This is a genomic window from Nostoc favosum CHAB5714 (genome assembly GCF_020829495.1).
Taxonomy (GTDB): Bacteria; Cyanobacteriota; Cyanobacteriia; order Cyanobacteriales; family Nostocaceae; genus Nostoc; species Nostoc favosum.
The window spans coordinates 36,150-63,031 of record NZ_JAIVFQ010000031.1 but is presented as its reverse complement, the minus strand read 5'-3'; the positions used below and the strand labels follow the sequence as shown (position 1 = coordinate 63,031).

Below are 26,882 nucleotides of genomic sequence, written 5' to 3'. Positions count from 1 at the left end.
TCTCATATAATAAATATTTAATTAATTATTTCACATAAACATTGTTAATAATGAGATTTCCCCTAATTAAAGTCTTAAAAAACGGGGTGTTAGTGGAACTGGATTATATCCATCCTCAAGAACAGGAGGTTGTAAAAGCATTACTCAATGTTGTAATTGTTGAAGGTAAAACCTATCCCCAAAAGCAACCTCTATCTCAAGCAGAATTTTCTACTTACTGGTTAAGCAAGGATGCCTTTGTTGTCAGAACATCTGTTGTAGATCCTACATACAAACCAAAAGAAATATTAGGGGCGTTTTATTTAAAACCAAACTTCCCCGGTCGGTGTTGCCATATTTGCAACGCTGGTTTTATTGTACAACCTGGGTTACGTGGTCAGGGGATCGGGCGGTTCATGGGAGAGGCTATGCTCTTAATAGCAGCAAACCTGGGCTACGAAGCAGTAATGTTCAATTTGGTCTTTGAAACTAATATACCTTCAATTACACTTTGGCAGTCGTTAGGATTTGAGATCATTGGGCGCATTCCGCGTGCGGCGAAGCTGGAAAATGACCAGATGGCAGACGCGCTAATGTTTTATCGCACTTTGCCTTAAAAGATGCCTTTTGCAGCCTTAACTGTTGACTGATGAGTGTTAAGCGTCAACAGTCATCAGTCAACAGTTATCTTTGTATGTACTAGAAGTCAGTCATAGTGCATAAATGTTAGGATTGCCACAGAAAGAGAATAGCGAAAGACAAGGAAAAAAAACTGAATGGCAGAAGTTGATAAGTCAATATCCTTCGATGGAAGGGATATTCGACTGAAAGTAGGCCTACTAGCTCCCCAGGCTGGTGGGTCGGTTTTGATAGAATCAGGGGACACATCCGTTTTAGTGACGGCTACGCGATCGCAAGCCAGAGAAGGCATTGATTTTCTTCCCCTTACAGTAGATTATGAAGAAAGGCTATATGCCGCTGGTAGGATTCCCGGAGGGATCATGCGCCGAGAAGGTCGTCCACCAGAAAAAACAATTCTCACCAGCCGTCTTATAGACCGCCCCATGCGTCCCCTGTTCCCCTCATGGCTACGGGATGACCTGCAAATTATTGCCTTAACGATGTCGATGGACGAGTTAGTTCCACCCGATGTGTTAGCTGTTACAGGCGCTTCCATCGCTACCCTAATTGCCCAAATTCCTTTTAATGGGCCAATGGCAGCAGTGCGGGTTGGTTTAGTGGGAGATGATTTTATCATTAACCCTACATACGCAGAAATTGAAGCTGGAGACTTGGATCTAGTAGTAGCAGGTTCACCACATGGCGTAATCATGGTGGAGGCGGGAGCCAATCAATTGCCAGAGCGAGATATTATCGAGGCGATTGACTTTGGTTATGAAGCAGTGCGGGACTTAATCAAAGCGCAGCAAGATTTAGTAGCAGAACTGGGTCTGGTAATAGTGCAAGAAGCACCACCAGAAGCAGACCAGACCCTAGAAAATTATATCCGCGATCGCGCTAGTGGTCAGATTAAGAAAATCCTGTCTCAATTTACTTTCACCAAACCTGAACGCGATGCCGCTTTAGATGTCGTCAAGGATGAAATTGCCACGACGATCACCCAACTGCCAGAAGAAGATCCAATTCGAGTTGCCGCAACTGCAAATAGCAAGGCACTTGGTAACACTTTTAAAGATATTACCAAATACTTCATGCGGCGGCAAATCGTCGAAGATAACGTTCGCGTTGATGGTCGTAAACTTGATGAAGTGCGACCTGTTTCTTGTTTAGTTGATGTCTTACCAAAACGAGTCCACGGGAGCGGTTTATTTAACCGGGGACTAACTCAGGTATTATCCACTTGTACTTTGGGTACACCTGGGGATGCCCAAAACCTCAACGATGACATGCAGCTAGATCAACACAAACGTTATCTGCACCATTACAACTTCCCGCCTTTCTCAGTCGGGGAAACCAAGCCAATGCGGGCCCCAGGAAGGCGCGAAATTGGTCACGGCGCATTAGCAGAACGAGCGCTACTACCTGTGCTACCGTCAAAAGAACAATTTCCCTACGTGATTCGCATCGTCTCGGAAGTACTTTCCTCCAACGGTTCCACTTCAATGGGTTCAGTGTGCGGTTCCACCCTAGCTCTGATGGATGCTGGTGTACCAATTATCAAACCCGTTAGTGGCGCAGCAATGGGTCTGATTAAGGAAGGAGACGAAGTGCGAGTCCTCACCGATATTCAGGGCATTGAAGACTTTTTGGGCGACATGGACTTCAAAGTTGCTGGAACGGATGTCGGGATTACCGCCTTGCAAATGGATATGAAAATCTCCGGTTTGTCGTTGGAGGTTATTGCCCAAGCCGTCCACCAAGCCAAATCAGCCCGGTTGCACATTCTGGAGAAAATGCTCGCCTGCATTGACACGGCGCGGCCTGAAACCTCACCTTATGCCCCACGTCTGTTAACAATCAAGATTGATTCAGACATGATTGGTCTAGTCATCGGGCCTGGAGGTAAGACGATTAAGGGGATTACAGAGGAAACTGGTGCAAAAATTGACATCGAAGATGATGGCACCGTGACAATTTCTGCTGTGGATGAGAACAAGGCCAAGAGAGCCAGAAACATCATCCAAGGCATGACCCGCAAGTTACACGAAGGGGATGTCTACGCAGGACGCATCACTCGGATTATACCGATAGGTGCATTTGTGGAATTTCTGCCTGGAAAAGAAGGGATGATCCACATCTCACAACTAGCTGACTACCGCGTTGGCAAAGTTGAGGATGAAGTAGCGGTGGGCGACGAAGTGATTATCAAAGTGCGCGAAATTGATAACAAAGGTCGGATTAATCTCACTCGCTTGGGTATCCACCCAGATCAAGCAACAGCAGCACGGGAAGCTGCGGCGGTGAATCGGTAACTCGATTTGGGATTTTAGATTAGATAAAATCTAAAATCCGCGATGCCTACTGTGAAGGCATCGCCGTATGCTTCTCTAATTAGTTGCAATCTTAACTTGATAGCAATAAGACAGTTAATAAATGTTTTAACCTCGCTTATAGTTCCAAATCTCATAGTCAAATATAGTCAGACGTTTGAAATTTAGGTTTAAGCTACCCCAAATTCAGGATGGACATCCTTAGATATTGGGATTAGTCGCCTTGGATGTACTACCAGACATCCCCTATCCCTTGACGGGATTACTTTTTTTATTGATTAAGGTCTTCTTAATCAGTCTGAGGTAGCAGATTACTGCTCTCAATAGAGATTATAGCCAATAAATGGCTATATCTGAATAGATTTTGTTTAAAGTTTTCTAATACTTGTTCAACGTTAATACATTATTTATATTATTTTGACAAGCCGTAATTAGAGTAATTTTAACTACACTTTTTATCTATTTACAAATTGAGTAAATTGTCTGATCATAACGACACAAAACAAAATGTGATGAACAACACTTTTTTTGTAAGAAGTCGTAGTTTATGTAATTTGTGCTAGGAATGCTCTGTCAAAAATATCATGGCTTTAGTTCTAACCATAAATAAACTGACATCAACTCAAGTCCCCACACTCAATGATTGCAGTTCACAAAACCTGCTCAATTACTTTGAGAATTCTTGGGAACTTGAAGAAACACTCATGAAAAGTTTGGTTGAGAAAGAAACTTTTTATTTTAACCCCGATCCTTTAAGAAACCGGATAATTTTTTATCTTGGTCACTCAGCTGTTTTTTTCATCAATAAGTTAATTGGCGTTGGTTTAATCAAAGCTGGAATTAATTCACAATACGAAACCCTATTTGAAATCGGAGTTGATCCACAAACACCGACAGAACTCGACGCAGCTATGCAAGGAGTTAGCTGGCCTGATGTAGAAAAAGTTTGGCAATATCGAGACAAGGCGCGAGAAGCGATCGCAAAAGTTATTCAAAAGACTTCCCTGGATCTCCCGATTCATCAACAGCATCCCTTCTGGGCTTTGCTGATGGGAATAGAACATAGTCGGATTCACTTTGAAACCTCTTCGATGCTGGTGCGTCAATTGCCTACCGATCGCCTAAAACGTCCCCAAGGCTGGAATTACGCACCTAGTAAGGGTAAAATTCCCAACAATGAAATGCGCCGGGTTCCAGATGGTGTAGTGAAATTAGGAAAACCCAAGGATGATCTTACTTATGGTTGGGATAGCGAATATGGCGATCGCACTGTTGAAGTGAAACCGTTTTTAGCTAGTCAATATCTCATCACTAACGGCGAATATTTGAAATTTGTTCAAGCTGGTGGTTACAATAATCCAGATTACTGGAATGCTGAATCTTGGGATTGGAAGCAACTCTACAACGTCCAACATCCGAAATTCTGGATACCCTTCCAGGATGGCTACCACTATCGAGCCATATTCGACGAAATAGACTTACCCCTAGACTGGCCTGTGGAAGTCAATTACTATGAAGCGATCGCATTTTGTCGTTCTCAAGGCTCAGAAATCCGCTTGATGACTGAAGCCGAATGGAATCAAGCCTTACTTACCTCTGAGGATAAGCACTTATCAAGTAATTATAATCTCAACTTACAATTCATTTCCCCCAGCCCAGTGGGAATGTTCAAACCAGCTAATAGCGCTTCTGGGCTTTACGATCTCAGAGGAAACGTCTGGGAATGGTTAGGGGACACATTCAACGCTTTACCAGGATTTCAACCTCATCCGCTTTATGAAGATCAAGCAGCACCCTTTTTTGATGATAAACATCAGATGATGCTTGGCGGTTCTTGGGCTACTAATGGTTCAATGGCATTACCAACCTATCGCAACTGGTTTCGTCCCTACTTTTATCAACACGCTGGTTTTAGAATTGCTCAAGATTTGAAAGGAGATTGTTGAGAATGCGACCAAATCCAATCATACCAGAACCCGGTCAAGAATCAGTTTGGGATTATCCTCGTCCGGCTCGTTTAGAAGATAGCAACAAATCAATTCGGATAATTTGTAATGGTATTGTTTTAGCAGAAACAACTAAAGCTAAAAGAGTCTTAGAAACTAGCCATCCTCCGGTTTATTACCTTGCTTCAGAAGACATTAAACTAGAATATCTGATAGAAACACCTAAAAAAACTTGGTGTGAATGGAAAGGTAAATGTCAATATTATGATATCAGCATCGGTGATAAGTATATAAATAACGCTGTTTGGCGATATATTGAACCCACACCTGATTTTGTAACGATTCAAGAATACTATGCTTTTTACCCTAGTTTAATGGATGCTTGCTATGTAAATGATCAGCTAGTTATGTCTCAACCTGGCGATTTTTACGGGGGATGGATTACTGCTGATATTGTCGGGCCATTTAAAGGTAGCCCAGGAACAATGGGATGGTAATTTTTCAAACAGAATAAAGGCGTCAGTCGTCAGGAATCTTCATTTGCTTGCTACCACAATCATTCGGCGGCTATCAAGCGCGAACGGTTCACCATCGTAACCATAGCCCTCTACTTCGCTGAAGCCTGTTTGCAGGAGCCAATCGCGGATTTCGGGAAAGGTAAAATTGCGAACAAAGTATTGACCGCGCCGTACTTGTCCATCACGAATGATAATCCGCTCGGTATGGGTACGATTGGTAAGCGCATCGTAGCGGGTGCGTGCGAGCATATAATTCCCCTCACGCTCAGTAATTAACTCAGGCGTAAATTCTTGCAAGACGCGGCTAAAATTCTGAATATCAATTAGGAATTTGCCACCTACTTTTAGAGCGCGATACGCTTGGGTTAAGACCGATCTATTTTCATTGTCATCGAAGTAACCGAAGGCTGTGAAACAGTTGATGATGCAGTTGAAGCGATCGCTAAAGGGTAGGGAACGCATATCGCCTTGAAGGTACTCTACCTTAACACCGTTGCTAGCCGCATCTTGATTTGCTTTTTCTAAGAAGAAAGCTGTTGCATCAAGTCCAGTCAGATGATAGCCACGAGCCGCTAGCTGATTAGCAATCCGTCCATGCCCACAAGCTAAGTCTAAAATACTCATCCCTGGTTGTAAATCTAGCAATCGGCAAATGAGGTCAACTTCGTGTTGAGTACGTTCTGGTGTCAACAACGTTTCATAAAAGTAAAGATAATCTTCCTCGAACACGCTGTTAGCATCAAATGTATTTGCAAGCATTTTGAATCTGATTTATAAAGTGAATTTTCAATATGAATGGGATGATACTTTTGAAGAGGATTTAGAGAATGTTTGAAAAGTCGTAAAGTATACTATAAACCCCGCTTCCATTCCTCTCCCCGTTGGCGTCAGCCTGCCGTTAGGCAAGCAAAGAGAGGCTTTGAAACCCCCATTCCCTCTCTTCGAGACGCTGCGCGAACGTAGGGAAGGCTTGCTCGGGGGGTTAGGTTTGCGAGGCTTTGGTGTTACGAAAAATACTTTTCAAACACCCTCTTACTGAAGTTGCGATCGTTAGTTGCCAACCCATCCACAGAAGCCTCTACGGACAACTCTTTACCGGAACAAAGTGTCCCTTGTTCTACAAAATTTTACTATATATTACAGCAATTATGCTTGACTGGATTTTGGATTAAGGATCGCCAGTCATAGTCTCAGCTTGGATATTTTTGGAGAAGTCTAAAGAATATGACTAGATTAACTGTTGGACTTTGGTTACGTCAGCTAGTTTTTGGCTTTAGCTTAAGCTGTCTACTTTTACTTTCAGGTTGTATTACAAATGGTTCCACTGCTGGTAACACACTTACGGTTGCTACAGAACCGACGTTTCCGCCTTTCGAGTTTCAATCTGCCAGTGGTGAGTTGCAAGGCTTTGACATTGATTTGATGAATGCGATCACTCAATCTGCTGGCTTTAAAGTTAAGTATCAAAATATGCCCTTTGCTGGTATGATTCCAGCGTTGCAAGCGCAAACTGTAGATGCCGCAGTTGCGGCAATGACGATTACTGCCGAACGGGCGAAGACAATTTCCTTCTCGCGTCCTTACTTCAAATCAGGGCTAGCGATCGTCACCCGCACAGATAATCAAAACATTACCAATTTCGATAATCTTAAGAACAAAACCATTGGCGTGCAAATTGGGACAACTGGCGCACAGAAAGCTAAAAGTATTCCCGGCTCTGAAATTCGTACTTTTGATGATTCACCTTTAACCCTTCAAGCATTAATTAATGGTAATGTCGATGCTGTTCTTAACGATCAAGTCGTTATTTTATATGGCATAAAGAGCGGCAACCTTAAGGGACTCAAAGTGGTCAGCAGTCTGCTAACAGAAGAATTTTATGGCATTCCTACACCTAAAGGATCGCCCAACTTGCAAGCGATTAACCAAGGTATAGAAACGGTGCTGAAAAATGGTATTTACGCTAAAATCTACCAAAAGTGGTTTGGTATCCAACCGCCACAACTACCAGAAAAATCACCCATCGAAAACCAGGCTGCCGAAAAAGGCGTATCCCAACTATTTACCTCACTAAGCATTATTTTTAAGTCACTACCCACCTTGCTAAGTGGGGCTTTAGTAACACTTGAACTCACAGCAATCTCAGTCTTGCTGGGGATGATCGGGGGTACACTGATTGGAATTGTTCGCCTTTTCCCCACTCCGCCTTTGCCCTGGATTGCTAGGGCGTATGTAGACTTTTTCCGGGGAACGCCGTTGCTGGTACAGATTTTTATGATTTACTTTGGGTTGCCTGCTTTAGCCCAAAATTTTGGTTTCACCTTCACTTTAAATCGTTTAGCAGCAGCAGTGATTGCATTGAGTCTCAATAGCGCTGCTTACATTGCTGAAGTTGTCCGGGCGGGCATTCAATCAATTGAGCCTGGACAAGCAGAAGCCTCTCAATCACTGGGTTTAACTTCTGTGCAAACGATGCGCTATGTAATCTTTCCTCAAGCCCTCCGGCGGATGCTGCCACCTCTGGGCAATGAGTTCATTAGTCTGCTCAAAGACACCAGCTTAGTTGCTATCATCGGGTTTGAAGAGTTGTTCCGCAAAGGACAGCTGATTGTAGCTGAGAACTATCGTTCATTTGAGATTTACGCCACTGTCGCCTTGGTTTATTTATTCCTGACTCTGCTTTCTTCTCAAGCGTTTAGTCGATTTGAGCGATCGCTCAATCCCATTAAGGAAAATACCAAGAGATAGGGGGGCAGAGCAAAGCTGTTTCATTTCTAGATCCAAATTATATCAAGTTCGGGTGATTACTTATTAAATCAGTGAACAGTCAACAGTTATCAGTTATCCTGCGTATAGTGGGGGATAAAGAAGCGCCACTAACGCCTACCACTAATCGGCGGCATAGTGATTAGTTTTCAGTTGTCAGTTTTCGCCGATATAGTGGGGGACTTAAACCCAATTATCAAAACTTTTAACTGTTTACTGATAACTGATAACTGTTAAATTCAAAGAACCCTTTTGCTTAAGCCTTTTTCAACCAGCTAAACATCGCACGTAAATCTTTACCAACTTCCTCAATTTTGTGTTCAGCTTCTTTGCGACGCAATGCAGTAAATCCTGGTTTACCAGATTGGTTTTCTAGAACAAATTCCCGTGCAAATTGCCCAGATTGAATTTCGCTGAGAATCTTCTGCATTTCAGCTTTGGTTTGTTCAGTCACAATCCGCGGCCCACGGGTATAATCGCCATACTCAGCAGTGTTAGAAATGCTGTCGCGCATTTTGGCTAAACCACCTTCCACAACCAAGTCAACAATCAGCTTAACTTCATGCAGACATTCAAAATAAGCCAATTCTGGTTGATAACCAGCTTCTACCAAAGTTTCAAATCCAGCTTTGATTAAAGCACTCAAACCACCGCACAATACCGCTTGTTCGCCAAATAAATCTGTTTCGGTTTCTTCGCGGAAAGTCGTTTCGAGAATACCGGCGCGAGTACCACCGATACCTTTAGCATAAGACATGGCGCGATCGCGTGCCTGACCACTAGCATCTTGATAAACTGCAAATAGCGCTGGTACACCTTCACCACTTTCATAAGTCCGCCGTACCAAATGCCCCGGGCCTTTGGGTGCTACCATCACCACGTCTACGTTAGCTGGTGGTACAACTTGCCCAAAGTGAATATTGAAGCCGTGGGCAAAGGCTAACACATTCCCTTCTTCGAGATTTGGTTCAATCTCGTTTTTGTAAATCGTTTTTTGGACTTCATCAGGTAACAAAATCATGATGAAATCAGCAGCATTGGCAGCATCTGCAACATTTTTCACAGTTAACCCAGATGCTTCAGCTTTTGCTACTGACTTACTACCCGGATATAGTCCCACAATCACATTCAAACCACTATCTTTGAGATTGAGAGCGTGGGCATGACCTTGAGAACCATAGCCGATGATAGCAATAGTTTTTCCAGCCAAAAGGTCTAAATTGGCATCTTCGTCATAATACATCCGGGCCATAGAAGCATCTCCTGTCAGCAAGCATCGTCATTTATTGGCAGGCTTACGATTGTACCTCAAATTGAGTAACCACAGATGAACTATGAGCCATTAATAATTCGTAATTCGTAATGACGCTCCTACGTCGCTAACGCTGCGCTAACGTAATTCGTAATTAAACCAAGGGTCAGAGTCGCCGACCTATCTTTATAGGTCGTGCAGTTACGGGTGTGGTCTAAATCCCCATCTGTAACATGATTACGTTAGCGTAGCGGTAGAGAGTCCGCGTACCCAATACCGTTCGGATAAGCAGGGGAGGCTCTTGAGGCTCTTGAGGCTCTTGAGGAAAGAAGGTTATTGTTCAGCAATTCTTCTCTCAAGAACAGCTTCTCTTCTCCCCCTGCTCAAGAACAGCCTGCCTCAACCAAAAAATTCCTTAACCGAACGGTATTGTCTGCGTACCCCTCCCCTACAATATCAGCAAGCTACGCGCAGCCTCTCGTAGAGAGCGTCATTAATTACGAACTACGAATTACTATCACGGCGGAAGATGTGGGCGATCGCCTGGTAGATTTCCAAGCTAGATTAACCAATTTGCAAAAAACTGAAGCCAATTTGCAAAAAATTATGGATCGGGCGGGTTCTGTCAGAGATGTGCAAAGACAACTGGGAAGAATTCGCCCCAGGCTTGAAAACAGTAGAAGATGCTATAGAAATGCGTCGCCGGATTTTTACGGCGTTTGAAGCCGCAGAAAAAGAAACCGATTCAGAAAAACGCCGTGCCTGGTTAACCTTTGTAATTGTTGGTGGTGGGCCAACTGGTGTAGAGTTAGCTGGTGCGATCGCAGAATTGGCAAATCAAACTCTCAAAGAAGATTTTCGCAACATCGACACGTCATAAGCCAAGATTTTGCTATTAGAAGGTCTAGATCGGATTCTGCCACCCTTTGCACCAGAGTTATCACAAGAAGCGGAAGCATCCCTGACGCGCTTGGGGGTGGTTGTGCAGACAAAAACACTGGTGACGAATATTGAAAATGATATTGTTACCCTTAAACAAGGTGATGAGGTTAAAGAAATTGCCTCAAAAACGGTATTATGGGCAGCAGGTGTAAAAGCTTCAGCAATGGGAAAAGTGCTAGCAGAACGCACAGGTGCCCAATGCGATCGCGCTGGACGGATTATCGTTGAACCTGACTTGAGTATTAAGGGACATCCCAATATTTTTGTAGTTGGCGACTTAGCAAATTTTTCTCATCAAAATGGTAAACCCCTACCTGGTGTTGCACCTGTAGCGAAACAAGAAGGTGAATATGTAGCAGCACTAGTCCAACAGAGGCTTGCAGGTAACAGTTTGCCGCCCTTTGCTTATACTGATCATGGTAGTTTAGCAATGATTGGGCACAATTCTGCTGTGGTAGATTTGGGCTTTATCAAGCTGAAAGGTTTCTTTGCATGGTTGTTTTGGCTAGTGATTCACATCTACTTTTTAATTGAATTTGACAACAAATTAGTAGTAATGATTCAGTGGGCATGGAACTATTTCACCCGTAATCGCGGAGCAAGATTAATTACAGGACAAGAATCGCTCACGCAGTTCGTAATTAGCGATCGCAACAGTTACACATCAGCCGATAATAAACAGCCAGTAAATGTCTAATTGGGCATGGGGCATGGGGCATTGGGCATTGGGCATGGGTAAAAAGCAATAGTTCTTCCTCCCCTGCTCCCTCATCTCCCTCATCTCCCCACTCCCCACTCCTCATCTCCCCACTCCCCGCCCTCATAAATTAGCAGTAAGCTGTTTGAGGGCGTTTTTTCATAATCTACATAATGGCAACTATTAACGACAACTACCTGAAACTGAAAGCGGGTTATCTGTTTCCAGAAATTGCTCGGCGGGTGAATGCCTTTGCAGAAGCGAACAGTAATGCTAAAATCATCCGGCTGGGCATTGGCGATGTTACCGAACCTCTGCCGGAGGCTTGCCGCACAGCTATGATTAAAGCTGTAGAAGAAATGGGCGATCGCAATACCTTCAAAGGCTACGGTCCAGAGCAAGGCTACGCTTGGTTGCGGGAGAAAATTGCTACTCAAGATTTCCAAGCACGGGGAGCCGATATAGATGCTTCCGAAATCTTTATCTCCGACGGTTCCAAGTGCGATACGGGCAACATTCTGGAAATCTTTGGACATGACAACATAATTGCCGTTACTGACCCCGTTTATCCCGTATATGTAGACACTAACGTTATGGTGGGAAATACGGGGAATACCAACGATAAAGGCGAGTTTGAAGGCTTAGTTTATCTACCAATTACGGCTGATAACAACTTCACCGCCGAAATTCCCTCAAAGAAAGTCGATTTAATTTATCTCTGCTTTCCCAATAACCCCACTGGTGCAACTGCTACCAAGGAATATTTAAAGGCATGGGTAGACTATGCTAAAGCCAATGGCTCGATTATTTTCTTTGATGCAGCCTACGAAGCTTACATTACCGATCCATCGATTCCCCACTCAATTTATGAAATTGAAGGTGCAAGAGAAGTTGCGATCGAGTTTCGTTCTTTCTCCAAAAACGCAGGTTTTACAGGAACTCGTTGCGCGTTAACTGTAGTACCGAAGACACTCACAGCAAAAGCCGCCGATGGTTCCGATGTGGAACTATGGAAACTCTGGAATCGCCGCCAGTCTACCAAGTTTAATGGTGTTTCTTATATCGTCCAACGGGGAGCCGAAGCGGTTTACTCTGAAGAAGGGCAAGCACAAATTAAGGAATTGGTGAATTTCTATCTAGAAAACGCCAAAATTATCCGCGAAAAACTCACAGCCGCCGGATTATCAGTTTATGGAGGGGTGAATGCACCTTACGTTTGGGTGAAAACTCCTAATGATTTATCCAGTTGGGAATTCTTTGATAAGTTGCTGCAAACTGTCAACGTTGTGGGGACACCTGGTTCTGGCTTTGGTGCTGCGGGTGAAGGTTACTTCCGCATTTCGGCGTTTAACAGCCGGGAGAATGTCGAAGAGGCGATGAAGCGGATTACCGAGAATTTTAAGGTGTAAGGCGATCGCTTTTAGGGACTTCCAAATAAAAAAATACCCAAAGAACTGGCGAAAAACTCTCTCTTCCTCATTCCTCTGTGTCGCGCCAGTTGCTACAAGTCTCTTAACCGCAAGGGCGCACTGGCTTCTCTGTGTCTGGAGTGGTTCATTTATTTGGGTAATTTATTTCTTGGAAGTCCCTTAGCCGCTTTTGTTAAACTCATTCTATTAATCTAAAGGTTACGGTGGGCTAGATTATCCACCGCAACCTGATAGATAATTATTTCAACTCAGATTACTTATATTCTGGTTATGACTGCTGCCATCCCCGTTTTCAAACCTGTTAGCCAGATGCAGTTAGCACCTGGTAGCACGGTAACAATTCCAAATGTTAGCTGGGAAGAATTTGAATCTATTTTACAAGAATTGGGAGAAAAAAGAACTACACGAATTGCCTACAGCCAGGGTACTTTAGAAATTATGGCTCCTTTACCAGAACATGAAATACCCAAAGATTTAATTTCTGATATTGTCAAAATATTGCTGAAGGCTAAAGATATCAGATATCAACCTTTTGGTTCCACCACATTTAAACGGCAAGGTGTAGCAGGAGTTGAACCTGATGCTTGCTTTTATATTCAGAATTATCAACAAATGATTGGTCATCGCCGCTTGCAAGCTGATGATCCGCCGCCAGATTTAGCGATTGAGACTGATGTCATATCGAAAACTACTCTTGATGCTTATGAAGCCATTGGAGTCCCAGAATTATGGGTTTACGATAGTGGAAACCTTTCTATTTATTTGCTCAGAGATGGGAAATACATAAAATCTAACACCAGTCCTAATTTTGAGGATATAGCTATTACTCAAATTATCCCTGCTGCCGTGGAACGTAGTTGGCAAGTAGGAAGTTTTCAAGCTTTAGAAGAATTGGAAGTGATGATTCAATAGACCTCTTGCAAAAGTCTATCCCCTTTTCCACATCCCGTGAAAAGTCAGGTTGAGCGTACGCATTTGCTTGTTGAGCGTACGCATTTGCTTGTTGAGCGTACGCATTTGCTTGTTGAGCAACAGCATTTGCTTGTTGAGCGACAGCATTTGCTTGTTGAGCGACAGCATTTGCTTGTTGAGCGTACGCATTTGCTTGTTGAGCGACAGCATTTGCTTGTTGAGCGTACGCATTTGCTTGTTGAGCGTACGCATTTGCTTGTTGAGCGACAGCATTTGCTTGTTGAGCGACAGCATTTGCTTGTTGCGTTCATCCCGAAACAAGAGACAGATCCGAATCAATAGACCTCTTGCAAAAGTCGCTCAGGAAGATTTGATTTTGGGGAGAAAAAGCTCGTAATTGTAGAGAGCAGCAATCAGATTAAACCGCAAACTAAATCTTTTTCGGCGATTTCTATAAGTAAGGGACAAAATTTTAAACACCTTCAGCCTGCGATTTACATGCTCACTTAAAATTTTAATTTTGGCTAATTCTTGATTACTCTTTTTATCCTGATAACTCTGAATACATAGCAAAGAAATCACTAAAAACCTCTTTTGCATTAATCTCTCCACTACTAATACCATTTCTTTGTGAGGCTGCGCCAAACCCTTTTAACTTCTTTCTTTCTTTCTTTCTTTCTTTCTTTCTTTCTTTCTTTCTTTCTTTCTTTCTTTCTTTGTGTCCTTTGCGTCCTTTGCGGTTCGTTTCTCTTTCTTCTTTCTTGTACTTAAATATGGTTTAGCGCATCTTCATACAGAATTGGTATAACAAATCGTTCTACCTCAACCGAACCATCCTCAAAAAATTCCACTTCCCATCGTTCACCAGCCACTGCCACATTCACCATAATAGTCTCATCCCGATGATGGGCCAAAGTGTAACTAATTCTCTCTTGTTCCAATTGATTTAGAAAGGTAACTAGTTTGCCAAATCCATGATTATTCATTTGTCATTTTCCCAATTATCCATTAATTACATCAATAAATTATTCCTGATAATTACTTCCTTCTTTTTCACTATCATCAGGTAAATAAATTTTTGGTTGCCCATAATTACCCAAAGTTATCCCTTCTTCTAAATATACAGCAGAGTATTTACTCAACCCAATTCGTTGTGCAGAGTAAATTCCAGAATGACCTGAAAATTGGTAGCTTACTACACAGCCAATAGCAATAAATATCCCTGATTCCAGACCAAATAATTCAATTCCCATTAGAGTCGATGCTATAGGTGTATTTGCTGCACCCGCAAACACACCCACAAATCCCATTCCTGCTAGAAGTGGTGCAGGTAATGCTAAAAGCAACGACAAAGTGTTACCTAAAGTTGCACCAATAAAAAACAAAGGTGTTACTTCTCCTCCCTTAAAACCTGCTCCTAAAGTTAGAGCAGTCAGACCCAATTTTGCTGCAAAATCCCAAGGAGGTAGCTGAGTATAGAAAGAATCAACGATAGTAGGGATACCAAGTCCAATATACTTAGTTGTACCAGTCAACCCAACAATTGCTGCTATTATCACACCGCCAATTAAAGGACGCATTGGAGGATAAGATATCTTCGTTTTAAAGAAGTGACTAATTTTGTGAGTTACTTTAGCAAATAACCTCGCTACTATTCCAAAAATTGCACCTGCGATAATCGCTGCAATCAGTCCCCAAATTGTGAGCGTCGGTATAGAGGGAGCGTGTCGGTATGCGGTATGATGCAAACCCAATAGTAAGGTTACTTGATTTCCAACGATCGCAGCAATTAAAGAAGGGAAAAGAGCATCATAATGAATTTTACCAATTGCTAAAACTTCTAGACCAAATACGGTTCCAGCTAAGGGAGTACCGAAAACTGAAGCAAATCCTCCACTGATACCGGCGGTTAATAAAATTCGCCGATTTGCTCCTTTAAAATGTAATATTCTAGTTAATTGGTCTGCCAAAGAAGCACCCATTTGCAATGCTGTGCCTTCACGGCCTGCTGAACCTCCAAATAAATGGGTCAGGTCTGTTCCTAGCAAAACCAGAGGAGCCATACGGAAGGGAATAACACTTTTAGGGTTATGGATTTCTTCAAGTAAAAGGTTATTCCCGGCTTCTACAGTCCGCCCAAACTGATGATAAATCCAACCACTCAAGAAGCCACCAAGGGGCAGCAAAGCGATAATCCACCGATGCGATTCTCGCCAATCAGTTGCCCATTCCAAGGATGCTAAAAGAGCCGCAGAAGCAGTTCCAGCAAGAATGCCAACTACAACGGAAATAGGCAACCATTTAATTAGGTGTGGTAATGCAATAAATGGTTCAAATTGACGAAACTGTTTCATACTGATTCGTAATTAGGACACAGAGAAAAATGCTTGATACAAGCGGTTTCCAATTCGTTACTCTATTTACTGATTTAAACTGACTTTAATGCCTGATTTTCCAGCAAGATTACAGGTATTAGACTGGCTTCTAAAACTGCTTGTGATACGGAGCCAACCAGCACTTCCTCCCAAGGTTGATGTCCGCGTTTTCCCATAACGATCGCAGTTACACGAAACTCCTCGGCAATGCGAATAATCTCTTCTGGTACTGTGCCTGTAACAGTCAAAAACTCATATCTGATATCCGATAAAAACTGTTTAGCTTGTTCTTTTATTTGTTCGATATCTTGCTGGTTTGAGGTGTTAACTACATGCAAGACGATCGCTTCTCCATTACTGCGGCGTGCTAAATCTGCTACTTTTGTTAAAACTTCTGTAGCTAAACTCGATGTATCCACGGCTGCCAATAATAAGGTACGAGTAGCAACTGTGACTTTGGTCGGGTCAACTTCGCCTTTGGTGAGCAATTTAGGCGCAAAAGTCATGGTTGCCCAAGCTCCTAAAGGTGCAGTGATTAAAATTGAAAGAGCTGCGATCGCTAAAATTATCTCACCCCCCGCAATTCCTTGGGAGAGGGGTATTGCTCCAATGGCAGCTTGGACTGTAGCTTTTGCTGAGTTTCCTGGGAGTAAAAATAATCTTTCGCGCCAATTCCAATTACTACCCAAAGTTGACAGATACCAACCCAGCATCCGACCAATTAGTAAACCAATTGCCAGAATTATAATGCCAGGTAATAGAATCTTTTCCAATACTTGCAGTTGAATAGTTGCCCCTAACAAGACAAACAAAAAAATCTCAGCTACTATCCATAAACTGTCAAATCCGCCGCGTAATCTTCGGGCTAGGGGAGTATCTAATTCAATTAAGAAAAACCCCATAGCCATTGCTGCTAAATAACCAGAAAAGTAAGGCAAAGCATGAGCGGCAATTACCAAGAATAAGGCTAAACTGGCAGCAATTACAGTATCTTGAATCGCATTCTGAGTCCAGTTTTGTTTAGTTAATAGTAAAACTAATAAACGAGCTGCTAAATAGCCAAACAATACTCCCAGCAATATTTGCATAATAATTTGGAACGGCAGCAGTTGTAGAGCAGTCAAAGTGAATCCCCCAGGTAGGGTAATCTGCTCAACACCTCCGTCACCTAAGAAACTCAGCAGTAGGCTGAAGACTAGTAATAGCAGCACATCAGATAAGGCACTACCAGTTAAAATTGCATCGGGAATTCCTTTGGTGACACCCCAGCCTAAACTTTTTAACCTCAGCATTCCTGGGACAATTACAGCAGGAGATTCAGCGCCAATCACACAGCCCAAAAGTAACCCAGTGGGAAAGTCAAATTTAAAAATTACCATAGCAGCAAAAGCGATCGCGATCGCTTCGGTTGCGGCTGGCAAAAATCCCAATCGCAGCGCCACAGTTCCCTGTTGAGCCAGTTTTTCTCGATCTAAACCCAGTCCGGCTTTCATCAGGATAATCATTACCGCCAAAGTTCTTAACTCATCAGCAGCACCCAACACATCTTCACTGATGACATTCCGAACTTGGGGGCCAAGAATAATCCCCACTAAAATCATGCCAATTAAAGGCGGAGCGCCTAAACGGCGGGCAAGTTGACCCACAAAAAAGCCCATCATTAAAATCCACAATACACTGGCTAACATCCCATGACTCCTTGAGGTGCAATCTGTAGACTTACACTTTCTACAGGAGAGTCAGGTAATGCATTTAGCCAAGCCCTACTCTCCCGCAGTTAGCGAAGAAAGTAGGAGCCATCAGCCTTCCAGTGATGAATTTAACTTGTACCGGAAAGGCGGTTTTGGCGAGCTCCATCGCCATTATTAAATCAAGGATACCATTTTTGCTTTTGGTCGAGTTTAATATTTGTTTCTGTAACTAATAACAATACAGCTGCCAACGCAAACAAGCTTCCAGCGATAAATGTTGCCTTTGCTCCCAGTGTTTGCCACAACCCACCAGCTAGTAAACTTGCAGGTAAAAGCGCTAATCCTATAGCCAAGTTGAGAAATCCAAAAGCAGTGCCGCGCAATTTTGCAGGTATATTATTTGCCACTAGCGCCAACAGTAAGCCTTGACTCATACCCATATGTAGACCATAAAGAGCAAACAATCCCCAGGCTTGCCAAGGTGCTTGTACGAAGGCGAAGCCCAGATATACTAAAGCGTATAGGAGAAATCCACCTACTAGTAACCCAAGTTGCTAGTTATGCGATCGCTACTTGAAAGCAGGGGTTTGCACTCTATGATTTTCGGTGACAGATAAGATAAAGGAGTAATATAGCTCCTCACACAAGTAGCAATGACTTCAACCCTGCGGAAACTTCCTCGTCTTAATACCCCAACCCTGCATCAGTTGCCCAATGGTTTGACAATCATCGCGGAGCAGATGCCAGTTGAAGCTGTAAACCTCAACTTATGGATTAAAGTTGGTTCAGCCGTAGAATCTGATGCCATTAACGGCATGGCTCACTTTTTAGAGCACATGATTTTTAAGGGAACAGAACGACTAGCTAGCGGTGAGTTTGAACGTCGAATTGAAGAACGGGGTGCTGTTACCAATGCCGCTACTAGCCAAGATTATACTCATTACTATATAACCACTGCCCCCAAAGATTTTGCCGAGCTTGCTCCACTACAAATAGATGTAGTATCTAATGCGAGTATTCCTGATGATGCTTTTGAACGTGAGCGATTAGTAGTTTTAGAAGAAATTAGGCGTTCAGAGGATAATCCCCAACGGCGTACATTTCGACACGCGATGGAGACAGCATTTACCAAGCTACCCTATCGCCGTGCAGTATTGGGGCCAGAATCGGTGATTGCCGAACTTAAACCCCAGCAGATGCGAGATTTTCATACTAGTTGGTATCAACCCCAGTCAATTACTGCTGTAGCTGTGGGCAATTTACCCGTGGAAAAATTAATTGCGATCGTTGCTGAAGGATTTACAAAACTCAGTACAGACGCCATTAATGGCGTCTCTACCCACTCCCGTTCGGCTACGCTCACGGCAAGCCCAGTACAGACGCGATTAATCGCGCCTCTGCCCACTGAATCACCATTTACAGAAATTGTCCGTCGAGAATTTATAGATGAAAGTCTCCAGCAAGCAAGGCTAGTGATGGTTTGGCGGGTTCCAGGAATGGTTCAGTTAGATCGCACCTATGGACTGGATGTTTTAGCAGGAATTTTGGGACACGGGCGGACATCAAGACTGGTGAGGGATTTACGAGAAGAACGGGGATTAGTTTCTTCAATTTCTGTGAGCAACATGAGCAATCAGCTGCAAGGGACATTTTATATTTCAGCTAAATGTGCAGTGCAAAATTTAGCAGAAGTAGAGGATGCGATCGCTCAACATATTCGCACAGTCCAAACCAAGTTAGTCACAGAATCAGAAATTGCCCGTGTGCGGCGGCGAGTAGCGAACAAATTTATTTTTGGCAATGAAACACCAAGCGATCGCTCTGGGTTGTATGGTTATTATCAGTCTTTGGTGGGAGATTTAGAACCCGCCTTTAACTACCCAGATCATATTCAGAGCCAAAATGCAACTGACTTGATGCAAGCAGCCAAAGAGTATCTTTCTCCAGATGCTTATGGTGTAGTTGTCGTCAAGCCGTAAATTAAAAATGGGGCATTATAAAGTTAGGAGTTAGGAGTTAGGAGTTAGGAGTTAGGAGTTAGGAGTTAGGAGTTAGGAGTTAGGAGTTATGAGTTATGAGTTATGAGTTATGAGTAAAAGGCCATGATTGTGTCTCCTTACTCCTATCTTTGATTTAACTCCTCACTCCTAACTTTTAACTTTGATTTAACTCCTCACTCCTAACTTTTAACTCCTAACTTTTATTTAACTCCTCACTCCTAACTTTTAACTCCTAACTTTTATTTAACTCCTCACTCCTAACTTTTAACTCCTAACTTTTATTTAACAATGTGGACTCAAATCGATGCTCAAATTAGCCAGGTGACTGGCGAAAAATTTCAGAGTCAGCAACGGCGATCGGTTGGTGGCGGATGCATCAACCAAGGTTATGCTATCTCCAATGGTGAGATCACCTACTTTGTCAAGCAAAACCTTGCATCCCAAGTTGCGATGTTTGAGGCTGAGGCATTGGGTTTAAAGGAAATGCTAGCAACAGCTAGTATTCGCGTCCCCAATCCTATTTGCTGGGGTGTAGCTGAGAATTCTAGCTACATCGTGCTGGAATGGTTAGAACTTGGTAGCGGTAACAGCAATTCTTCTCTACGAGACGCTCCGCGATGGGAAGAGATGGGGCGCAAGTTGGCGGCGATGCATAAAGCTAGCAGTAGCCAAGGTTTTGGTTGGAAAATTAACAATACTATTGGTTCGACACCCCAAATCAATACTTGGACAGCAGACTGGACAGAATTTTATATTAAACATCGCCTGGGTTATCAATTTCAGTTGGCAAGGCGAAAGGGAGGAAATTTCCCCTCTTCAGAAAAATTACTAGCAGCTATCCCTGAAATATTGGTGGCGCATCAGGTGCAACCTTCTTTAGTACATGGCGATTTATGGGGCGGAAATGCCGGGTGTACTATCTCAGGAGAACCCGTGATTTTTGATCCAGCAACTTATTTTGGCGATCGCGAAGTTGATATTGCCATGACAGAATTATTTGGTGGGTTTCCCGCAGCGTTTTACAAAGGCTATAACGAAGTCTTTCCTTTAGATGCAGGCTATGAGCAAAGAAAAACGCTCTATAACCTGTATCACATTTTGAATCACTTCAATTTATTTGGCGGCGGTTATGCTTCCCAGGCGAACCGGATGATTGACCAGATTTTGCGCTAAGTACAGCATTTCATTAATTCATAGCGAATTCAATTTGGCAATACCCCACAATATGCATCAATACGGTTCAGTTAATGCTAAAACTCTTTGTCAAAGTCAATTTTTTGAACGAACCGCCAAGGACGCAAAGGACGCAAAGAGAATAAAGAAATGCTTAACTGAACTGTATTGCAATATGCATTGGGATGCATTGTTAATGCGTCGGCGGCCTTGTTAATGCATTGGGATGCATTGTTAATGCGGCGGCGGCCTTGTTAATGCATCGGCTTGCATTGTTAATGCGGCGGCGGCCTTGTTAATGCGGCGGCGGCCTTGTTAATGCGGCAGCTTGCATTAAAAATGCTATGCTTTTACGCAATATTGTACTAAGTATAGAATTGCAGAAACACCCGATTGGTCGAGTCGCTCCTGCAAATCATCACTTCCCTGACTCTGGAAGAACGCCCTAATCTAAATAAATTACAAAAAACAGAAAGGTGGTTATTGCTTGGAGACTGATGCTACCTTAAAGCCACAATTTGACCAAAGGGAATTGCGAATTATTAATTGATTAATTGGCTAATTACGGGGTACAAGCCCCCACCAAATCTTCGATTTGGTGGTCTTCAATTAGTGGCGGGTTTCAAGCCCCCACTAATTGTCTTAATTGCGAATTGCGAATTGCGAATTGCGAATTGGAGTTGACTCACCATCACCCCCAAAGCCAACATACCCAAAATCGTCATTAATCCCGCAGGCATAAACTTACGTGTTTTTACCAAACGAAAGGTAAACACGATTACTAAAACAGCAGTAACTATCACTGCTAAAATCGAACCCCAGCTTTGCCCTTGAAGTTGAAAGTAAGCCGCAAGTACTAGTAATAAACCGCTAATGCTACCACTTAACAGTGAAACCTTACTTCTAGCCTGAATGTAGCCAATAATCCCACCAGCGATCGCTAATATGCCGTAGGCAAAAGCAGCAATTATACTTAAATTCATTGTTAAAACCTATGTAGACTTTGACTTTACTGCCAGTGTCAGCAGACAATTTACCATAGCTATTTAGCTATACCATACAGTTTATTGATGGATAATCAAGCGATGCCAATAGCAAGTACTTCCTCATATACAAAGGTTCAATATCTCCAGCGCCAAGCAGCCTCACTTTTACTGTACCAGTCTGTTCTGCAAGGCGAAGTGGGGATGGCATTTCTGGAACTGTTGCAAGCTATACGTTACACTGATGCCGATGCCCGGGGTTGTCTGCAAGCCTACGGTAGTTACTTCCACGCTTTGGCTGCTAAAAATCAAAATTGGGAAGACTATTTAATTACTCAACTTCTCTTCTCTGATAATCCTTTTACAAGGCTGGCCCAAGTGCGAGAATTTGAGGATTTGCCCCCGGCTTTAGTAGCAGCAGTTCGGCATGATTTACAAATATTGCAAAGTCTCTATGAATGTAGCAGCGCTTCTTTGAGTGAGTGGATACAAGGCGTAGCTCACATGCCGATTTCGCCAGTGGTGTGGTATAAAGAGCAAGAATTGCTAGGAGGAGAGACAAAGTTCGCTACATATCTACAAGAGTTAGATAATTGGAGTGATGCTGTAGAAGAGTTAGCGGCTTATTATCGGCAATGTGGCTCTGGTTTATTTGCAGAATATCGCGCTTTACGTTGGCAAGCTGGGCAGTTTATCGGTATTCGGTATTCTGATCCAATTAAGCTGAGTGCGCTTGTAGGTTATGAGTCTCAAAAAGATGCTTTGCTGAAAAATACAGAGTTTTTATTATCAGGAGAGATGGCACTGCATGTATTACTTTACGGTAGTCGGGGTTCTGGCAAATCTTCTTTGGTGAAATCTTTGTTGAATGAATATAGCGATGTCTCCGGCAAGGGCAAAGCCCAAGGCAGCCTCCGCTTATTGGAAGTGGCAAAATCTGATTTAAAAGACTTACCAGCAATTGTGGAACATTTACGAGGAGTGTCACAAAAATTTATCATCTTTGTCGATGATCTTTCCTTTGAAGAAGATGATGATGCCTTTAAAGCGCTCAAGGTAGTTTTAGAAGGTAATTTAACCGCGCGGCCGCAAAATGTAGTTGTGTATGCTACTTCCAATCGCCGCCACCTGATTCGGGAGTTTTTTGTGGATAGACCTAGCCCCAAGGATAACGAGGAAATCCATGCTTGGGATACGATGCAGGAGAAGCTTTCGTTTAGCGATCGCTTTGGTTTAACCTTGACTTTTGAACCAGCCAATCAGAAAACTTATTTGAAAATTGTACACCATCTAGCGGCACAAGCTGAAATTAATATTACCAAAGAAGATTTGGAATTTCAAGCATTACAATGGGCAACTCGCCACAACGGTCGTTCTGGACGTACAGCACGGCAGTTTGTTGATTTTTTAAAAGCAGATTTAACGTTTTTTCATGCAAATAACAAAACATCCAACACCTAGCATTAAATATTTCTCTATGTGTTTTTTAATTACGAATTACGTTAGCGCAGCGTTAGCGAGTCCTCTCCCAAGGGGAGACGCTAAGAGCGAACGAGCGTCATTACGAATTACGAATTAGTATGAGAGCTACTTTTTCTGATAATTTAACTACGCTAAAAACCAGCAATATGCAATCAGTAATGATCGGCAATCGATTTATACTAGGGATAGTTGCCTTTAGTGTGAGTTTTGGTCTTAGCCTCGTCCCAAACTGGGATTTTAATAAAGCCTTTCTCACAGGTTTAATTACTGCCGTTACTATCTATGCAGCAGCATTATTCGTAGATAAGCGACGCAGAAATTATGAAATGTTTATTTTAGGTTCTATCCACAAACGAATTAAAGAGATGGAGGGATTAAAGGCTCGCGTTGTCAGAGAAATTAATCAAATCGAAGAACATCATAATTTATTATATGCAGAGTCACAACAACTGCAAAATCAAGTCACAGAAAGCCGTAACCAAAGGGATAGTTTACATAGAGAATTAAGAACATTTGCCGGACAGAAAAAGCAGTTAGAAACTGAAGTCAATACCCTGCAAAGTGAAATTAATAACTTACAGAAAAATCAAACAGAATTGAACAATGCTTTTTCTGTTCTCACAGCAGAAAAGCGCCGTCTAGAGTCGAATTGTAATGTATCTCGTAGTGAAATCACCCATTTGCAAAGTCAAATTTCCGAACTCCAGCAGGAGAAGCAAGAAATTGAAAGCAATTTAACTCTTTTAGGCAGACTCAAACCCCAATTAGAAGAAAAATTATACGAACTGCGAATTGCAATTCAAGAGCTAGAAGTTGAGACAACCCAAAAAAATCAATTACTGGTAGCGGTAAAAGCCGAAAGAGAAAATATCCAAGCTATCCTGAATTCTTCACAAACCCAACTAGCAGAACACAAAGCCGAATTACAGCAGTTGCAAGGGCAAGTTTCATTATTGCAAGAAGAACGAGATTCATTACAAAATCAAGTATGGGAATTACTCCAACAAATAGAAACATTCAATCCAGAATATTTGTCTGAGAATTCCAAAGAAGATGATAATGAATTGTTTCCTTTTTCTGAGATAATGGAAACTACAGCAATCATAAACACTTCGGCAGCTGATACATCGGAGAATTTATCTGAAGAATGGACTAATTTTTTACAAATTCTTCCAGTATACGAACTACAAGTATTAAAAGCTATAGTCGAACAAGATAATCCTAATGCTGCTATTAAAAAAATTGCCGAAGCAAACATTACTATGCCAAATCTATTAATCGATTCTATAAATGAACGAGCAAATGATACTATTGGTGAATTAATAATTGATTCAAATTCGGAAATTCCAGAAGTTTACCCTGAATATATGACGAATGTCAAAAAAATAATTGCAATGTATGAAGACCTTATGGCTAGACATGCTTCGTCAAATTAAATTATTATTGCCGTCGTCAGATTAGTAGTAAGGTGAATATCTTACCTACTTATTGCGTGCTTTTGCGTTTAGAATAAAGTGAAGTGTAATACATGGCAAAGCTCAAAATCTCGAAAAAAATCTCCACTGCTTTAATCAATTCTCTTGGTGCGGGGGTAGTACCAAGAGTGGGAGTTGAATATATAGCAGTAGGGCGAGAAAAAGAACTAAAAAGCCTATTACAAAATCTCGATGATATTGCAGAAGGTGTAGCAGCATTTCGCTTCATAATTGGTAACTACGGTTCTGGCAAGAGTTTTTTATTGCAACTAATACGCAACCGTGCTATGGAGCAAGGTTTTGTAGTAGCTGATGCTGATTTATCCCCTGAACGTCGATTAGCTGGAAGCAGCAATGAAGGTGTAGCTACTTATCGAGAATTAATGAGCCATCTTGCTACAAAAACTCGTCCTGATGGTGGTGCTTTAGTCTCAATTTTAGAAGGATGGATTAATAAAATTCAACAAGAAGTCGTTAAAGAAACTGAAATGCGTCCGAATGACGATGGTTTTGATGACCAAGTTGAATCGAAAATTAGGGAAGTAGTTCAGTATATTGAAGGCTTAGTTCACGGTTTTGATTTTGGTAGCGTGATTATTGCTTATTGGCGTGGCTACCGATTGGATGATGATAATTTAAAAAATGCGGCGATGCGCTGGTTGCGGGGAGAATTTACTACTAAAGTTGAGGCGAAAGCAGCTTTAGGAGTGCGGGTTATTATTGATGATGATAGTTGGTATGACTATATAAAACTGTTTGCGAAGTTTGTAGCTGAGATTGGCTATAAAGGACTGTTAATTTTAGTTGATGAAGCTGTTCATTTATATCAAATATCTACTACAGTCACGCGGGAAAAGAATTATAATCGACTCCTGGCAATGTTTAACGATACCATGCAGTGCAAAGCAGAACATCTTGGCATTGTCGTTGGTGGAACAACTAAATTTTTAGAAGACCCCAAACGGGGACTTTTTGCAGACCAAGCTTGGCAAAGACGCACAAAAGAAAGTCGTTTTGTTGCACAAGCTAATGTTCAGGAACATTTAGGGCCAGTGATTCGGCTAAATCCGTTGAGTGAAGCAGAAATATTAACGCTTTTGCAACGTTTAGCTGAGATTCATGCACTCAATTTTGGGTATGAACAGACTTTGACAAATCGTGAGTTGAAGGAGTTTGTGCAAGAAATTATTAATCGCTTGGGTGCAGAAGCATTACTTACACCAGGGGAAATTGTGCGGGATTTTATGAGTGTGCTGAATATTCTTCACCAAAATCCAGGAATTGTATTTGGTGAATTAATTCATGGCTCTAAATTTAAACCTACTGCTATGGGTAAGGATGCAGATGAGGATGGCGCAGCCGAATTTAGTTTGTAATTAATGATGAAGACACTGAACTAGAAGAACAAGCAAATTACTCTACGAAGCGCAAAATGTTGGGTAACGCATTGCCTCAACCCAACCTACAATTTTCCACAAAGCCAAGCGTATTGATTTAAAATCAGGTAAAAAAGTGTGTGAGTGAAAGAAATGTCGGCCAAAGACTTATTCCATGAAGCAGTCAAGAAGGGTCTTCAGAAAGAGCAGTGGATAATTACACATGACCCATTAAGGATCGAGTTTGGCAAGGATGATGAAGTTAGAATAGATTTAGGTGCAGAAAGACTCTTAGCGGCTGAAAAAGCAGGAGAAAAGATTGCGGTTGAAATTAAAAGTTTTTTGAGTGACTCAGCATTGTTTGATTTTCATCTGGCACTGGGTCAATTTTTGAACTACCGTTTAGTTTTAGAAGCTAGCGAAAGAGAACGCATATTATACTTAGCAGTGCCAATTGCCGCTTATGAATCGTTTTTCCAACGTGATTTACCCCAAGCATCAGTGCAGCAATACCGAATAAAGTTGATTGTATATGATCCAGTGGATGAGGTGATAGTTAAATGGATAAACTAGCATTTTATCGTCAGTGTATTCAAAAACTATTGACTGAATACGGCGATGTTAGACCGATAAACGGCGAAATTGAGACGCAAATACTTTTTGATACAGAACACGACCATTATCAAATTGTTGATTTGGGATGGGATAAACATCACCGCATTTATAATTGCGTGATGCATTTAGACATTAAGAGCCATAAAATTTGGATTCAACGTAACCAAACTGATAAGTTGATTGCTGATGAATTGGTAGCAATGGGTGTACTAAAACAAGATATTGTATTGGGCTTGCAGCCTGTCTATGCCAGAGAATATACAGGGTATGGTGTCGGGTAAGGCTAACCAAGTTCAATCGTATCCGACCACGGGGGCGA

At 42.2% G+C, this 26,882-nt stretch carries 23 protein-coding genes, 3 pseudogenes and 1 riboswitch; of the genes and pseudogenes, 16 read left to right on the top strand and 10 right to left on the bottom strand.

The window, feature by feature from the left end:
* Positions 1–50: 50 nt before the first annotated feature.
* The 4 genes from LC586_RS20160 to LC586_RS20145 all read left to right on the top strand — a co-directional run bounded on the left by LC586_RS20160 (position 51) and on the right by LC586_RS20145 (position 5,373).
* On the top strand, positions 51–596 hold the full coding sequence (locus LC586_RS20160) for a GNAT family N-acetyltransferase (protein WP_229486491.1): 546 nt from the start codon (positions 51–53) through the stop codon (positions 594–596).
* A 159-nt stretch (positions 597–755) separates the two neighbouring features.
* A complete protein-coding gene (locus tag LC586_RS20155; protein ID WP_229486490.1) occupies positions 756–2,912 on the top strand; it encodes a polyribonucleotide nucleotidyltransferase in 2,157 nt (718 codons plus the stop codon).
* 602 nt (positions 2,913–3,514) lie between these two features.
* Positions 3,515–4,876: a 5-histidylcysteine sulfoxide synthase gene (gene ovoA, locus LC586_RS20150; protein ID WP_229486489.1), complete on the top strand. Its 1,362-nt coding sequence runs from the start codon at positions 3,515–3,517 to the stop codon at positions 4,874–4,876.
* Positions 4,877–4,878: 2 nt separating this feature from the next.
* On the top strand, positions 4,879–5,373 hold the full coding sequence (locus LC586_RS20145; RefSeq protein ID WP_229486488.1) for a DUF427 domain-containing protein: 495 nt from the start codon (positions 4,879–4,881) through the stop codon (positions 5,371–5,373).
* A 39-nt stretch (positions 5,374–5,412) separates the two neighbouring features.
* Here the strand turns inward: LC586_RS20145 and LC586_RS20140 are convergent, their stop codons facing one another.
* A complete protein-coding gene (locus tag LC586_RS20140; protein WP_229486487.1) occupies positions 5,413–6,153 on the bottom strand; it encodes a class I SAM-dependent methyltransferase in 741 nt (246 codons plus the stop codon).
* A gap of 465 nt (positions 6,154–6,618) precedes the next feature.
* On the opposite strand from LC586_RS20140, the gene LC586_RS20135 reads away from it, so the two are divergent.
* A complete protein-coding gene (locus tag LC586_RS20135) occupies positions 6,619–8,142 on the top strand; it encodes an ABC transporter permease subunit (protein WP_229486486.1) in 1,524 nt (507 codons plus the stop codon).
* Positions 8,143–8,416: 274 nt separating this feature from the next.
* Here LC586_RS20135 and ilvC read toward each other — a convergent pair whose 3' ends face one another.
* Positions 8,417–9,412, bottom strand: a complete 996-nt coding sequence (gene ilvC / locus LC586_RS20130; protein WP_229486485.1) for a ketol-acid reductoisomerase — start codon at positions 9,410–9,412, stop codon at positions 8,417–8,419.
* Positions 9,413–9,943: 531 nt separating this feature from the next.
* On the opposite strand from ilvC, the gene LC586_RS41385 reads away from it, so the two are divergent.
* Both LC586_RS41385 and LC586_RS20120 read left to right on the top strand, forming a co-directional pair.
* Positions 9,944–10,135, top strand: a complete 192-nt coding sequence (locus tag LC586_RS41385; protein WP_229486500.1) for a DUF4349 domain-containing protein — start codon at positions 9,944–9,946, stop codon at positions 10,133–10,135.
* A pseudogene (locus LC586_RS20120) lies at positions 10,050–11,051 on the top strand (NAD(P)/FAD-dependent oxidoreductase); the annotation flags it as partial. The gene LC586_RS41385 and the pseudogene LC586_RS20120, both read left to right, overlap by 86 nt.
* Here LC586_RS20120 and LC586_RS20115 read toward each other — a convergent pair.
* Positions 10,996–11,157 (bottom strand): hypothetical protein, encoded by a 162-nt coding sequence (locus LC586_RS20115; RefSeq protein WP_229486484.1) that lies wholly within the window; start codon positions 11,155–11,157, stop codon positions 10,996–10,998. The pseudogene LC586_RS20120 and the gene LC586_RS20115 overlap by 56 nt on opposite strands.
* A 67-nt stretch (positions 11,158–11,224) precedes the next feature.
* Here LC586_RS20115 and LC586_RS20110 point away from each other — a divergent pair, with 67 nt between their 5' ends.
* Both LC586_RS20110 and LC586_RS20105 read left to right on the top strand, forming a co-directional pair.
* Positions 11,225–12,460 carry an LL-diaminopimelate aminotransferase gene (locus tag LC586_RS20110; RefSeq protein ID WP_229486483.1) on the top strand — a complete coding sequence of 412 codons (1,236 nt, stop codon included), beginning with the start codon at positions 11,225–11,227 and terminating at the stop codon, positions 12,458–12,460.
* A gap of 291 nt (positions 12,461–12,751) precedes the next feature.
* Positions 12,752–13,393, top strand: a complete 642-nt coding sequence (locus LC586_RS20105) for a Uma2 family endonuclease (RefSeq protein ID WP_229486482.1) — start codon at positions 12,752–12,754, stop codon at positions 13,391–13,393.
* Positions 13,394–13,408: 15 nt separating this feature from the next.
* Here the strand turns inward: LC586_RS20105 and LC586_RS20100 are convergent, their stop codons facing one another.
* The 6 genes and pseudogenes from LC586_RS20100 to LC586_RS20075 form a co-directional block, all read right to left on the bottom strand.
* Entirely contained in the window at positions 13,409–13,687 is a 279-nt protein-coding gene (locus tag LC586_RS20100) for a coiled-coil domain-containing protein (RefSeq protein ID WP_229486481.1), read from the bottom strand.
* Between the two features lie 66 nt (positions 13,688–13,753).
* Positions 13,754–13,930: pseudogene (locus tag LC586_RS20095) on the bottom strand (IS5/IS1182 family transposase); the annotation flags it as partial.
* 230 nt (positions 13,931–14,160) lie between these two features.
* Positions 14,161–14,379 (bottom strand): hypothetical protein, encoded by a 219-nt coding sequence (locus LC586_RS20090; RefSeq protein ID WP_229486480.1) that lies wholly within the window; start codon positions 14,377–14,379, stop codon positions 14,161–14,163.
* A 39-nt stretch (positions 14,380–14,418) separates the two neighbouring features.
* Positions 14,419–15,747, bottom strand: a complete 1,329-nt coding sequence (locus LC586_RS20085) for a voltage-gated chloride channel family protein (protein WP_229486479.1) — start codon at positions 15,745–15,747, stop codon at positions 14,419–14,421.
* Between the two features lie 74 nt (positions 15,748–15,821).
* The gene (locus tag LC586_RS20080; RefSeq protein WP_229486478.1) at positions 15,822–17,456 is read right to left on the bottom strand and encodes a cation:proton antiporter; all 1,635 of its coding nucleotides are present in this window, start codon (positions 17,454–17,456) and stop codon (positions 15,822–15,824) included.
* A gap of 95 nt (positions 17,457–17,551) precedes the next feature.
* Positions 17,552–17,638, bottom strand: a riboswitch (Fluoride riboswitch).
* Positions 17,639–17,992 (bottom strand): annotated as a pseudogene (locus tag LC586_RS20075) (MFS transporter); the annotation flags it as partial.
* Between the two features lie 120 nt (positions 17,993–18,112).
* Here LC586_RS20075 and LC586_RS20070 point away from each other — a divergent pair.
* Positions 18,113–19,438, top strand: a complete 1,326-nt coding sequence (locus LC586_RS20070; protein WP_229486476.1) for a M16 family metallopeptidase — start codon at positions 18,113–18,115, stop codon at positions 19,436–19,438.
* A 309-nt stretch (positions 19,439–19,747) separates the two neighbouring features.
* The gene (locus LC586_RS20065; protein ID WP_229486475.1) at positions 19,748–20,632 is read left to right on the top strand and encodes a fructosamine kinase family protein; all 885 of its coding nucleotides are present in this window, start codon (positions 19,748–19,750) and stop codon (positions 20,630–20,632) included.
* Positions 20,633–21,237: 605 nt separating this feature from the next.
* Here LC586_RS20065 and LC586_RS20060 read toward each other — a convergent pair.
* Entirely contained in the window at positions 21,238–21,615 is a 378-nt protein-coding gene (locus LC586_RS20060) for a TMEM14 family protein (protein ID WP_229486474.1), read from the bottom strand.
* Positions 21,616–21,702: 87 nt separating this feature from the next.
* Between LC586_RS20060 and LC586_RS20055 the strand changes: the two genes are divergently transcribed.
* From LC586_RS20055 to LC586_RS20035, 5 genes are all read left to right on the top strand, one after another.
* Positions 21,703–23,076: an ATP-binding protein gene (locus tag LC586_RS20055; RefSeq protein ID WP_229486499.1), complete on the top strand. Its 1,374-nt coding sequence runs from the start codon at positions 21,703–21,705 to the stop codon at positions 23,074–23,076.
* Between the two features lie 167 nt (positions 23,077–23,243).
* Entirely contained in the window at positions 23,244–24,533 is a 1,290-nt protein-coding gene (locus LC586_RS20050) for a tellurite resistance TerB C-terminal domain-containing protein (RefSeq protein WP_229486473.1), read from the top strand.
* A 92-nt stretch (positions 24,534–24,625) separates the two neighbouring features.
* Complete coding sequence (locus tag LC586_RS20045; protein ID WP_229486472.1) at positions 24,626–25,948, top strand: ATP-binding protein; 1,323 nt, start codon at positions 24,626–24,628, stop codon at positions 25,946–25,948.
* Positions 25,949–26,101: 153 nt separating this feature from the next.
* Positions 26,102–26,521 (top strand): XisH family protein, encoded by a 420-nt coding sequence (locus tag LC586_RS20040; RefSeq protein WP_109012041.1) that lies wholly within the window; start codon positions 26,102–26,104, stop codon positions 26,519–26,521.
* Positions 26,509–26,844, top strand: coding sequence for a XisI protein (locus LC586_RS20035; RefSeq protein WP_109012042.1), 336 nt, complete (start codon positions 26,509–26,511; stop codon positions 26,842–26,844). Before LC586_RS20040 ends, LC586_RS20035 begins: the two co-directional genes overlap by 13 nt.
* The last annotated feature ends 38 nt before the right edge of the window (positions 26,845–26,882 follow it).